General features: G+C 65.4%; 13 protein-coding genes. 1 reads left to right on the top strand and 12 read right to left on the bottom strand.

The window, feature by feature from the left end:
• Positions 1-150 precede the first annotated feature (150 nt).
• The 10 genes from ACQPW1_RS44515 to hppD all read right to left on the bottom strand — a co-directional run bounded on the left by ACQPW1_RS44515 (position 151) and on the right by hppD (position 8,418).
• A complete protein-coding gene (locus ACQPW1_RS44515) occupies positions 151-504 on the bottom strand; it encodes a hypothetical protein (RefSeq protein WP_433659610.1) in 354 nt (117 codons plus the stop codon).
• On the bottom strand, positions 501-983 hold the full coding sequence (locus ACQPW1_RS44520) for a hypothetical protein (RefSeq protein ID WP_433659612.1): 483 nt from the start codon (positions 981-983) through the stop codon (positions 501-503). The genes ACQPW1_RS44515 and ACQPW1_RS44520 overlap by 4 nt, the downstream gene beginning before the upstream one ends.
• Before the next feature lie 121 nt (positions 984-1,104).
• Positions 1,105-2,295 (bottom strand): elongation factor Tu, encoded by a 1,191-nt coding sequence (gene tuf / locus ACQPW1_RS44525; protein WP_396971787.1) that lies wholly within the window; start codon positions 2,293-2,295, stop codon positions 1,105-1,107.
• A 116-nt stretch (positions 2,296-2,411) separates the two neighbouring features.
• Entirely contained in the window at positions 2,412-4,514 is a 2,103-nt protein-coding gene (gene fusA / locus ACQPW1_RS44530; RefSeq protein WP_433659614.1) for an elongation factor G, read from the bottom strand.
• 136 nt (positions 4,515-4,650) lie between these two features.
• A complete protein-coding gene (rpsG, locus tag ACQPW1_RS44535) occupies positions 4,651-5,121 on the bottom strand; it encodes a 30S ribosomal protein S7 (RefSeq protein ID WP_150399709.1) in 471 nt (156 codons plus the stop codon).
• Between the two features lies 1 nt (position 5,122).
• On the bottom strand, positions 5,123-5,497 hold the full coding sequence (rpsL, locus tag ACQPW1_RS44540) for a 30S ribosomal protein S12 (RefSeq protein WP_019049359.1): 375 nt from the start codon (positions 5,495-5,497) through the stop codon (positions 5,123-5,125).
• A 269-nt stretch (positions 5,498-5,766) separates the two neighbouring features.
• Positions 5,767-6,330, bottom strand: a complete 564-nt coding sequence (locus tag ACQPW1_RS44545) for a DUF3558 domain-containing protein (RefSeq protein ID WP_433659617.1) — start codon at positions 6,328-6,330, stop codon at positions 5,767-5,769.
• A 13-nt stretch (positions 6,331-6,343) separates the two neighbouring features.
• A complete protein-coding gene (locus ACQPW1_RS44550; RefSeq protein WP_433659619.1) occupies positions 6,344-6,871 on the bottom strand; it encodes a DUF3558 domain-containing protein in 528 nt (175 codons plus the stop codon).
• Between the two features lie 62 nt (positions 6,872-6,933).
• Positions 6,934-7,140, bottom strand: a complete 207-nt coding sequence (locus tag ACQPW1_RS44555) for a hypothetical protein (protein WP_433659621.1) — start codon at positions 7,138-7,140, stop codon at positions 6,934-6,936.
• Positions 7,141-7,209: 69 nt separating this feature from the next.
• A complete protein-coding gene (gene hppD / locus ACQPW1_RS44560; RefSeq protein ID WP_433665515.1) occupies positions 7,210-8,418 on the bottom strand; it encodes a 4-hydroxyphenylpyruvate dioxygenase in 1,209 nt (402 codons plus the stop codon).
• A 186-nt stretch (positions 8,419-8,604) separates the two neighbouring features.
• Between hppD and ACQPW1_RS44565 the strand changes: the two genes are divergently transcribed.
• Positions 8,605-9,129, top strand: coding sequence for an Lrp/AsnC family transcriptional regulator (locus ACQPW1_RS44565; RefSeq protein ID WP_433659623.1), 525 nt, complete (start codon positions 8,605-8,607; stop codon positions 9,127-9,129).
• 15 nt (positions 9,130-9,144) lie between these two features.
• Here ACQPW1_RS44565 and ACQPW1_RS44570 read toward each other — a convergent pair whose 3' ends face one another.
• On the bottom strand, positions 9,145-10,257 hold the full coding sequence (locus ACQPW1_RS44570) for a winged helix DNA-binding domain-containing protein (RefSeq protein ID WP_433659625.1): 1,113 nt from the start codon (positions 10,255-10,257) through the stop codon (positions 9,145-9,147).
• 16 nt (positions 10,258-10,273) lie between these two features.
• Positions 10,274-11,248, bottom strand: coding sequence for an NADPH:quinone oxidoreductase family protein (locus tag ACQPW1_RS44575; RefSeq protein ID WP_433659627.1), 975 nt, complete (start codon positions 11,246-11,248; stop codon positions 10,274-10,276).
• Positions 11,249-11,336: the final 88 nt, after the last annotated feature.

Raw genomic sequence — 11,336 nt, forward strand, 5'->3', positions numbered from 1 at the left:
TTGGAGCAGCTCCGAAAAGAGGGGCGAGTTGAACCTGCGCGAAGGCCGAAGCAACCCGCACCCGAACCGGTCCGAGCACACGGCACGGTGAGCGACCTCATCGATGAACAACGCGGTGACCCAGCGGCCCCGCGTTATGGAGTTACCTGATCAGTCAGCGGCTTTCGGATGTCCTGTGCCCGCATAGACGATCCAGGCCGTGCGCTGATCGTCGTCGATGAGGTACCAGATTCGGCCGCTGCCGGTGACCTCGTATTGCCAGCGCTTGAGCACGATTCCCTTCCAGGTAGCCGAGCTGAGGGAGCCCTTGAGCCGATGTTGCCGGTCGGGATTCGTCCGCGCTCTCGGATCGGCTCTGATCGCCTCGACCGCGCGACGCAGATTGGTCGGCGCCTGAGCTGCTAATTGCTCCCATCCGACACAGGATTCGCTGGTGGCCAATCTGATTTCGAATTCGCCGACGACCGCGGGAGGCGCGGCACGGTCGCCGCGCTTCGGGCTCACCGGTCGTGCTCGGTGGGATCGGGCATCGGGGCAGGCCCGAAATCGCCCTCCGGCTCATTCGTGACCAGTGCCAGCAATACCGGGTCGGCGTATACCTCTGCGGTGTGCCGCCACTGGGTGAGCAAGCCCGCCAGCGGAGCCAGATTCTCCAATGCGGCCGCACCTTGTGCCACTGCGACGAGCTCGGTCAGAAACTTGTCGACGTCTGCCGCAGGGAGGAACGTGACCCAGGGAACGGCATCGGGCAGCACATCGCGCACGGCATCCGAACCGATACGACGGACCAGTCCGGCAAGGAGACGCGCGGTGAAATCGACCACCGCGCCTTCGGCATCCAGCTGCTCGATCCGCATCAATGCGAGATCGCCCGCATCCCGGCGACGCAGACGGACGGCACGCACTTGATCGAGGAGCCCGGCGGTGACGGCAGGCCGATGTAGCAGGTCGCTGAACGGAACTACGTCATAGGCTGCACTCATGACATCCACACTACCTTGGATGTTCGAGGTGGTGCCCAGCTTTTCTCAGCGGTTATCCCCGAAACGCCAAACGGCGCCGCTCCTTTCGGAGCGACGCCGTTCAGGTCAGTGATTCAGGAAATCACTTGATGATCTTCGTGACGCGACCGGCGCCGACGGTGCGGCCACCTTCACGGATCGCGAAACGCAGGCCCTCTTCCATGGCGATCGGCTGGATCAGCACGACCGACATTTCGGTGTTGTCGCCCGGCATGACCATCTCGGTGCCCTCGGGGAGGGTCACAACGCCCGTCACGTCAGTCGTACGGAAGTAGAACTGGGGACGGTAGTTGTTGAAGAACGGCGTGTGCCGGCCGCCCTCGTCCTTGGACAGGATGTAGGCCTGGCCCTCGAACTCGGTGTGCGGGGTGGTGGTGCCCGGCTTCACGATGACCTGGCCACGCTCGACATCTTCGCGCTTGATGCCACGAACCAGCAGACCGACGTTGTCGCCGGCCTGGCCCTGGTCGAGCAGCTTGCGGAACATCTCGATACCGGTGACCGTGGTCTTGGTCGAGGTCGGCTTGATGCCGACGATCTCGACTTCCTCGTTCACGTTGACGATGCCGCGCTCGACACGACCGGTGACGACGGTGCCACGACCGGTGATGGTGAACACGTCCTCGACGGGCATGAGGAACGGCTTCTCGGTGTCGCGGACCGGGTCCGGGATCGACTCGTCGACAGCGTTCATCAGCTCAACGATCGACTCGGTCCACTTCGGGTCGCCCTCGAGCGCCTTCAGACCGGAAACACGCACGACCGGCGCGTCCTCGTCGAACTCCTGGGCGGCCAGCAGTTCGCGGACCTCCATCTCGACGAGCTCGAGGATTTCCTCGTCGTCGACCATGTCCGACTTGTTCAGCGCGACCAGGATGTAGGGCACGCCGACCTGACGGGCGAGCAGCACGTGCTCGCGGGTCTGCGGCATCGGGCCGTCGGTTGCGGCGACCACGAGGATGGCACCGTCCATCTGCGCCGCACCGGTGATCATGTTCTTGATGTAGTCCGCGTGACCAGGGGCGTCGACGTGCGCGTAGTGGCGCTTCTCCGTCTGGTACTCGACGTGGGAGATGTTGATCGTGATACCACGAGCCTTCTCCTCCGGCGCCTTGTCGATCTGATCGAACGCGAACGCCGCGTTCAGATCCGGGAACTTGTCAGCCAGCACCTTGGTGATCGCTGCAGTCAGCGTGGTCTTGCCGTGGTCGACGTGACCGATGGTGCCGATGTTGACGTGCGGCTTCGTCCGCTCGAACTTCGCCTTCGCCACTGTGGTGTCCTCCTGGACTTGTTGGTGCGTGCAGTTGCAGCAGTGCGGTTATTACTGGGGTCGTGCTGACTCCCGGCTGATGTGGGGCAAGTCTTACACCTGCCCCAGCATCGGTATTACTCGCCGGTCGCCTTGGCGATGATCTCCTTCGACACGTTGGCCGGAACCTCCGCGTACGAGTTGAACACCATGGAGTAGTTCGCTCGGCCCTGGGTCTTCGACCGCAGGTCACCGATGTAACCGAACATCTCCGAGAGCGGAACCAGCGCCTTGACGACACGGGCACCACTGCGTTCCTCCATGGCCTGAATCTGGCCACGGCGGGAGTTCAGGTCGCCGATCACTTCGCCCATGTAGTCCTCGGGCGTGATGACCTCGACCGCCATGAGCGGCTCAAGGATCACCGGACCGGCCTTGCGGGCCGCTTCCTTCAGTGCCTGGGAGCCGGCGATCTTGAACGCCATTTCCGAGGAGTCGACGTCGTGGTATGCGCCGTCGAGCAGGATCATCTTCAGGTTCACCAGCGGGTAGCCCGCGAGCACACCGTACTGCATGGCATCCTGCGCACCGGCGTCCACCGAAGGGATGTACTCGCGCGGAACGCGACCACCGGAGACCTTGTTCTCGAACTCGTAGGTCGCGCCATCTTCGCCGACGAACGGCTCGATGCCGATGATGACCTTCGCGAACTGGCCGGAGCCACCCGTCTGCTTCTTGTGGGTGAACTCGAGCTTCTCGACCTTCTTGGTGATCGTCTCGCGGTAAGCCACCTGCGGCTTGCCGACGTTCGCCTCGACCTTGAACTCGCGACGCATGCGGTCGACGAGGATGTCGAGGTGGAGCTCGCCCATGCCGCCGATGACGGTCTGGCCGGTCTCCTGGTCGAGCTTGACCGAGAACGTCGGGTCTTCGCGGGCCAGCTTCTGGATCGCGGTGCCGAGCTTCTCCTGGTCGGACTTGGTCTTGGGCTCGATCGAGACCTCGATGACCGGGTCCGGGAAGGTCATGGACTCGAGCACGACCTGGTTCTGCGCGTCGCTGAGGGTGTCACCGGTGGTGGTGTCCTTCAGACCGATCACGGCGTAGATGTGACCGGCAGACGCGGTCGTGACCGGCATCTCCTTGTTGGAGTGCATCTGGAACAGCTTGCCCAGACGCTCCTTCTTGCCCTTGGTCGAGTTGACGACCTGGGCGCCGGAGGCGACCTGACCCGAGTACACGCGCACGTAGGTGAGCTCACCGAAGAACGGGTGCACCGCGATCTTGAACGCCAACGCCGAGAACGGCTCGTCGACGCTCGGCTTGCGGGTCAGCAGCTCGTCTTCCTTGCCGGGCACGTGGCCGGTGGTGGCCTCCACGTCCAGCGGCGAGGGCAGGTAGTCGATGACCGCGTCGAGCATGGGCTGAACGCCCTTGTTCTTGAACGCGGAACCACACAGCACCGGGTAGAGCTCGGAGGCGACCGTCATCTTGCGGATCGCGGCCTTGATCTCATCGATCGTGAGCTCTTCGCCGCTGAAGTGCTTCTCGAGCAGCGCCTCGTCGGACTCCGCGACCGTCTCGAGCAGCTCCTGGCGGTAGATCTCCGCCTGGTCGGCCAGGTCGGCCGGGATCTCGACGACCTCGTACTCTTCGCCGAGCTTGGTCTCGCCCTTCCAGACCTTCGCGTTCATCTCGACCAGGTCGACGATGCCCTCGAAGTCGTTCTCGGCGCCGATCGGCAGCTGGATGACCAACGGCTTGGCGCCGAGGCGATCCTTGATGGTCTGCACGGTGAAGTAGAAGTCCGCGCCGAGCTTGTCCATCTTGTTGACGAAGCAGATACGCGGCACGTCGTACTTATCGGCCTGACGCCACACCTGCTCGGACTGCGGCTCGACGCCTTCCTTGCCGTCGAACACCGCAACGGCGCCGTCGAGCACGCGCAGCGACCGCTCCACCTCGACGGTGAAGTCGACGTGCCCGGGGGTGTCGATGATGTTGATCTGGTTGTCTTTCCAGAAGCACGTGGTAGCCGCGGAGGTGATGGTGATACCACGCTCCTGCTCCTGCTCCATCCAGTCCATGGTGGCTGCGCCATCGTGGACTTCACCGATCTTGTAGGTGATGCCGGTGTAGAAGAGGATGCGTTCAGTTGTGGTCGTCTTGCCCGCATCGATGTGGGCCATAATGCCGATGTTGCGGACCTTGTTCAGGTCGGTGAGCACGTCCTGTGCCACGGAAATCTTCCCCGCTCGTAGCTAGATGGGATTTTCGGGGACGACCCTGTGGTCGTCTCTGTTCAACGCCGGCTGCGGCAGGTTGCCGCCGCGGCCGACTGTGCCTCCCGACCCGAAACAACGGGCCGGGCAGACGTCACCAGCGGTAGTGCGCGAAGGCCCGGTTCGACTCGGCCATCTTGTGGGTGTCCTCACGACGCTTCACCGAGGCACCGAGACCATTGCTGGCATCGAGCAGCTCGTTGGCGAGACGCTCGACCATGGTCTTCTCGCGGCGAGCGCGGGAGTAGTTGACCAGCCAGCGCAGGGCCAGCGTGTTGGAACGGCCGGGCCGGACCTCGACGGGCACCTGGTAGGTGGCGCCACCGACGCGGCGGGGCTTCACCTCGAGGGCGGGCTTGACGTTGTCCAGCGCGCGCTTGAGGGTGACGACCGGATCGGTACCGGTCTTGTCGCGCGCCTGCTCCAGCGCGCCGTAGACGATGCGCTCGGCCGTGGACTTCTTGCCGTCCAGCAGGATCTTGTTGACCAGCTGAGTGACCAGCGGGGACCCGTAGACCGGGTCGTTGATCAGCGGACGCTTGGGTGCGGGGCCCTTGCGTGGCATATCAGCTCTTCTCCTTCTTGGCGCCGTAACGGCTGCGGGCCTGCTTGCGGTTCTTCACACCCTGGGTGTCGAGCGAGCCACGGATGATCTTGTACCGGACACCGGGAAGGTCCTTCACACGGCCGCCACGAACGAGCACCATCGAGTGCTCCTGCAGGTTGTGGCCCTCGCCGGGGATGTACGCCGTGACCTCGACCGCGCTGGTCAGGCGAACGCGCGCGACCTTACGCAGCGCGGAGTTCGGCTTCTTCGGGGTCGTGGTGTACACGCGAGTGCACACGCCACGACGCTGCGGGCTGCCCTTGAGCGCCGCGGTCTTCGTCTTGGAGACCTTGTCGCGGCGACCCTTGCGGACCAGCTGGTTGATGGTTGGCATAGACCGGCTTTCCTTATTAGTTACGCGGTGTCTGGAACTTCATGTCTTTGTCATCGAGCTTTCACTCGCACGTCCGGCCACGTTTTACGTGCCCCGAGGTCGGGCGTGTCGTGCGCGGTGTAGGGCCCGAAATGCGGGCACGCTGGAGGTGTCAGCCGCTTTCGCTGGCCTACGGTTACGCACGAACTTGCCCGTATGCTTCCGGGCACAGCGATCCACGATACTCGTGGTCGCGACACAGGGTCAAAGCGGGGTGACTGGAGACCCCGCTACCTAGCCAAGTTCAGTGTCAACTCTACGAGTTTCTTGGCTCCCGCGCACGGATCCGGGTGTCCGGAGCCGGGGCGATAGTTGATCCAGAACCCGATCACGCCTTGGTCCGCCGCGCCCGCGCTGACCCCGCAGGAGTCCGGGTCGTTGGGCCGCCTGGTTTCCAACCCGCGCCGACCCTGCACGGTGATGTTGTTGGTGAGGTAGCCGAGCTTGTCGTTGTTGGCCTTCTCGTTGTTCAGGCCGCCGATCTCATACCAGTTCAGCGTGACCATGGCGTTGCCGCCGGGCGCGCCTTGCAGATTCCACATGCAGATCGCGCCGTAGAACGACTGCACCGGCAGCGAGCCCTGGCCGACCGCGTCCGCGACCTGATCGAGCGAGACGATTTCGCATTCGCGCAGGAGCTTGTCGAAGTTGGTGTTCACCTTGTCCCCGGTCCCCGAACCCGCGGGATGTGCCGAACCGCTTACCGTCTGACCACAGCCGATAGTGGTGACCGCGATTATCAACACGGCGGCCGCCGAAAGCATTCCGCGAGTCGAGCCGCGACGAAGGTTCATTGCCGTCTCCCCTTCACTGCAGCCGCTGCACGGTCAACTCGGCCAGTTTGTGCATCCGGTCACACGGGTTGCCGCTGGGCGCGAAGAACCCGAAAGACATGGACCATTCGAAGAAGTCGTCGTCGAGTTGCACGGCGAGGTCGCAGACCTCACCGGTCGGGTCGAGCGCCTGCCACCCGGTGCGGCCGCCGACATCGATCGTCTGCGGGTTGCGGCCCTGGGTGGACACCCAGGCCTTCTCGCGGGCGATCGGGCTGCCGCGGTAGGACGCGAAAGTGACGCTGGGTGAATTGAATCCGGCGGACTGCCAATTGCAGCCGACCGAATTCTTCAGCACCTGGGAGACCTGACCGAGGCCGGCGATGTCACGCACCTCGTCGTCGGTCACATGGCCGCACTCGCCGACGAACGGGCCGAGCGTGGCGACCTTGGGCGGCGGGCGCAACGGCGTGCTGCTGTTGTCCTTGTCGCCGTCGGAACCGCACGCCGTCAGCAACAACGACAGCACCGCCGCGCAGCCGACCAACGCCCCTATCCGCATGCCTGCACTCTACCCACGCCCACGGCCCGCCAGCGGGGTCGACGCGATGCCACCGGCGCCCGCTACCCGCTCGGGACGCGCAGCTCGTAGACGCCGATCGAGTCGAGGTAGGTGCACTGTGCCGGGCCCGTCTTGTACTTCGACATGGCGCTCAAGCAGGCGTCCAACGTGGGGTAATAGGTCGGCGCGGGCTCGGCATGCGCCGTCGCGCTCGCACCGAGGGCGAGCGCGACGGCCAATGCGAGGGCGGCGGCAGATCTCTCGAGCACTGCGGCAGTCCCCTAAGCATCCGGCGAATTCCTCGGAGCGTACTGCCGGATACTCAGGGCCACAACCGATCACAGGTTGCCGCGGGCCTCCTGTTCGCGTTCGATCGCCTCGAAGAGTGCCTTGAAGTTGCCCTTGCCGAAGCCGAGCGAGCCGTGCCGCTCGATCAGCTCGAAGAACACGGTCGGGCGGTCGGTGATCGGCTTGGTGAAGATCTGCAGCAGATAGCCGTCTTCGTCGCGGTCGACCAGGATGCCGCGGCTCTGCAGTTCCTCGACCGGGACCCGCACGTGGCCGATCCGGGCGCGCAGTTCCGGGTCCTCGTAATAGGAGTCTGGGGCGTCGAGGAATTCGACGCCTTCACGGCGCAGTGCATCGACGCAGGCGAGGATGTCGCCGGTGGCGAGCGCGATGTGCTGGACGCCGGGACCGCGATAGAACTCGAGGTACTCGTCGATCTGCGACTTCTTCTTGCTGACCGCGGGCTCGTTGAGCGGGAACTTCACCCGGTGGTTGCCGTTGGCGACGACCTTGCTCATCAGGGCGGAGTACTCGGTGGCGATGTCGTCGCCGACGAACTCGGCCATGTTCGTGAAACCCATTACGCGGCGGTAGAACTCGACCCACTCGTCCATCTGGCCGAGCTCCACATTGCCGACGACGTGGTCGATCGCCTGGAACAGCCGGTTCGGCGCGCCCTCGCGCGGCTGGTAGCCCGCGCGACGGGTGATGTAGCCGGGCAGGTACGGGCCGTTGTAGCCGGAACGGTCCACCAGGGTGTGCCTGGTCTCGCCGTAGGTGGCCAGGGCGGCGGACCGCACGGTACCGAATTCGTCTGTCTCGTCATGTGGTTCGACGATGATGGTGGCGCCGTGGTTGCGCGCCCATTCGATGCAACGATCCACATCGGGCACCTCGAGCGCGATGTCGACGACGCCGTCGCCGTGCCGGTCGTGGTGCGCGACCAGGGGGCTGTCCGGGTCGACCGCGCCCTTGACCACGAAGCGGGCGCCGCCGCTGCGCAGCACGTACGCCTTGTGGTCGCGATTGCCGGTCTCGGGACCGGAGTAGGCCTCCAGGCGCATGCCGAAGGCGGATTCCAGGAAATGCGCGGTCTGTGTCGCGTTGCCGACGACCCAGACGAGGGCGTCCCAGCCGATCACCGGGAAGTTGTCGACGCTGGTGTCGTGGTCCACCAGACCGACGAGCTTGCGCAGCTCAGTGTCGGAAGGGGCGGTACTGGCGGGGCTAGGCGCCGTGCTGGACCGGGCATTGGGCATCTGCTCGATGGTCATGCACCAAGTAATCGTCAGGGTCGGCCGATAGGCAACAGCGGCGATTTTCGATAGACACTCTGGCGAATCCGGCTAGGAAGTCCCCCGAAATGCTGGACAATTTGAATAGCATCAGCTGGCTGGTGCTATCCATGGCTGGAAGCCCAGCCTGTGCTCGGAACGGAGGCCGCCATGTCACGAACGCCGGCGAAACTGGACGAACTCGATCTCGCGATTCTGACCGCGATGCATGAATACCAGAAAGCGGGCATCCTCGAGCTGTCCCGCCGGACCCGGGTGGCCAGGGCCACGGTGCAGTCCAGGATCGGGCGGATGGAGGAATCCGGGGTCATCGCCTCCTACGACCCGCAGATCGACGTCACCGCAGCGGGTTTCGACGTGCAGGCCTTCGTCACGCTGGAGATCGCCCAGGGCAAGCTGGACGCGGTCGCGGCCGAACTGGAAATGATCCCAGGGGTTTTGGAGGCCTACGCGACCACCGGCACGGGTGACGTGTGGTGCCGGATCGGCGCGGATTCGCACGCCGGGCTGCAGTCGGTGCTGCTGAGCATCGACCGGACCACCTCGGTGGTGCGGTCGCACAGCGTCATCGTCTTGTCGACCGTGGTGCCGTTCCGCACGCTGCCGCTGTTGCGCACCCTCGATCCGGCGGGGAGCACGAAGGCACCCGCCTATCGCGCGGCGCACGAAAGGTAGTCGGCTACTCCGCAGTCAGGGGCGCAGGTCGGCGTCCAGCTCCAGGATTTCTACGCGTGGTTCCTTGTCGGCTTCCATGAAGCCGAGTAGGGCGTGGGATTCGGCTTCCACTGCCGTGTGCTCGGCCTTCGTCCATTTGCGGGTCGGGCTGATGCGCAGGCGTGCGGTGCCGGATTCCGGGAAGATCTTGTAGAGACCGGCGAGATAGCCGTCGACCAGTACCGGGGCGACGGCGGCGGCGAAGGCGCGCAGGGGTGGTGCACCGCCGTCGGGCACGATCCTGGTCCGATCCTGGTGGGAGAGCACGGCATTGTCGTACCAACCGAGTAGGCGCACGGGGGCCGGGAGGTCCGGATCGGCCAGTTCGCCGTCGGCGACGTCGTAGAGGGTGCGGCCGCGCTCGTCGGTGTAGGTGCGCACGCGGTCGCCGAGCTGGTCGATCGCCTGCTTCATGCCGAGCAGCTTGGACCAGGTCTGCATGTCCATGGTGGAGGCCGGGCCGAAGGCGCGCAGGTAGCGAAGGAGCAACTCCGCCAACGGATAAGTGGGGTCCAGCGGTGCGCCGAGCCATGGCTCGACCCTGGACCAGATCGGTCTGCTGCTGTCCTTCCATTTGCCGCGCGGCGGGGTTTGCAGCACGGGCAGTTGGAGGAGCCACGTCTGTACGACCATGCTCGGATTGCGGTCCGGGTACAGCTCGGCGGCACGTAGGCGCAGATCGGCGGCGGACATCGGCTCGTCGCCGAGGACCTGCTCACCGTGCGCACGGACCTCGTCGGGGTCGAGGCCGACCATCGCGCCGTAGTTGAAACCCTTTCGGAAGGGGATCTTTTCGAGTTCCGGCTGGATATGCGGCGCGATCCGCAGTGCGTCAGGCGGCGTCACCAGGTGAATGGTGCCGCGCATCAGGGTGATTCGGACCAGCGAACGGTCCTCGAGTGCCGCCGACACCACGGCGGGGTCGAAACCCGCTATGCGACTCCACAATGCGACGAACGGGGGTGGCGAGTCCTGCGCTTGCAGGCCGACGAGGTGGTCGCACATGTCGTGCACGGAGAGCTCGGAACGCGCCAGCAGGTGCTGGCGCGCGAGCAACGTGCGGTTCAGTATTCGGTTGGATAACTTCATGTTTCGCTCCCGCGCGTCAGCGCAGCGTGACCACGACCTTGCCGGTCGCCGTGCGGTTGTCCAGCGAGGCGATCGCCTCGGCGGCCCGCTCCAGCGGATACAGCACCGGCTTGGGCGCCTCGATCTTGCCCGCGGCCAGCAGCGGTTCCACCTCGTCCCACTGTTCGGTCAGGTAGCCGGGGTGCGTCATCACCCATTCGCCCCAGGCCGCGCCGATCACCTCGACGTTCTTCAGCAGCAGTCGGTTCACCTTGATGGTGGGGATCTCGCCCGCGGTGAAGCCGACCACGAGCAGGCGGCCTGCCGAAGCGAGCGAGCGGACGCTGTCGGTGAACCGGTCACCACCTACTGGGTCGAGCACGATGTCCACGCCGCGGCCGCCGGTGAGCTCCTTGACCGCCGCGAGCCAGCCGTCGGCCAGCACCACATCGGTGGCGCCGTTGGCGCGGGCCACCTCGGCCTTTGCCTCGGTGCTGACCACCGCGATCACCCGGCCCGCGCCGAGCGCGGCCGCCATCCGCAGCGTCGAGGTGCCGATGCCGCCCGCGGCGCCGTGCACCAGCACCGTCTCGCCCTCGGCGAGCCTGCCGCGCTTGCGCAGGCAGAACTGCACGGTCAGGTCGTTGAACAGGATGCCTGCCCCGGCCTCCAGGGAGACGTTGTCCGGCAACTTGAACACCATCTGGGTGGGCGCGACGGCGACCTCGGCCATGGCATTGCCAAGCAGCGTCAGCGCGACGACCCGGTCGCCCGCCTTGACGTGCGCGTCGGCCGGCGCTTCGCGCACGATGCCCGCTACCTCGCCGCCGACGACGAACGGCAGTTCCGGCTTCATCTGGTACAGCCCGCGTGTCATCAGCACGTCCGGGAACGCGACACCGGCCGCGTGCACGTCGATCACCACGCCTCCCGGGTATGCCTTGGGCTCCGGGATGTCCACGATCTCGACCGAGTCCGGTCCCTCCAGCTTGCTGACCTGGGCTGCGCGCATCTGCCGACCTCTCTGTCGTGGCACCGGCCTTCGTCCACGCCGGCGCCGCCGTGATCAACGTAACCCGCGTCGACTCGGCGTGCTCAAC

It is taken from the genome of Nocardia sp. CA-128927 (assembly GCF_050955855.1).
In the GTDB taxonomy this organism is placed as follows: domain Bacteria; phylum Actinomycetota; class Actinomycetes; order Mycobacteriales; family Mycobacteriaceae; genus Nocardia.

Excerpts from the sequence above, each read along its gene's own strand:
- ACQPW1_RS44575 (WP_433659627.1), bottom strand. The coding sequence starts at position 11,248 with ATGCGCGCAGCCCAGGTCAGCAAGCTGGAGGGACCGGACTCGGTCGAG.
- ACQPW1_RS44570 (WP_433659625.1), bottom strand. The coding sequence starts at position 10,257 with ATGAAGTTATCCAACCGAATACTGAACCGCACGTTGCTCGCGCGCCAG.
- hppD (WP_433665515.1), bottom strand. The coding sequence starts at position 8,418 with ATGCCCAATGCCCGGTCCAGCACGGCGCCTAGCCCCGCCAGTACCGCC.
- ACQPW1_RS44545 (WP_433659617.1), bottom strand. The coding sequence starts at position 6,330 with ATGAACCTTCGTCGCGGCTCGACTCGCGGAATGCTTTCGGCGGCCGCC.
- rpsL (WP_019049359.1), bottom strand. The coding sequence starts at position 5,497 with ATGCCAACCATCAACCAGCTGGTCCGCAAGGGTCGCCGCGACAAGGTC.
- rpsG (WP_150399709.1), bottom strand. The coding sequence starts at position 5,121 with ATGCCACGCAAGGGCCCCGCACCCAAGCGTCCGCTGATCAACGACCCG.
- ACQPW1_RS44565 (WP_433659623.1), top strand. The coding sequence starts at position 8,605 with ATGTCACGAACGCCGGCGAAACTGGACGAACTCGATCTCGCGATTCTG.
- ACQPW1_RS44550 (WP_433659619.1), bottom strand. The coding sequence starts at position 6,871 with ATGCGGATAGGGGCGTTGGTCGGCTGCGCGGCGGTGCTGTCGTTGTTG.
- ACQPW1_RS44520 (WP_433659612.1), bottom strand. The coding sequence starts at position 983 with ATGAGTGCAGCCTATGACGTAGTTCCGTTCAGCGACCTGCTACATCGG.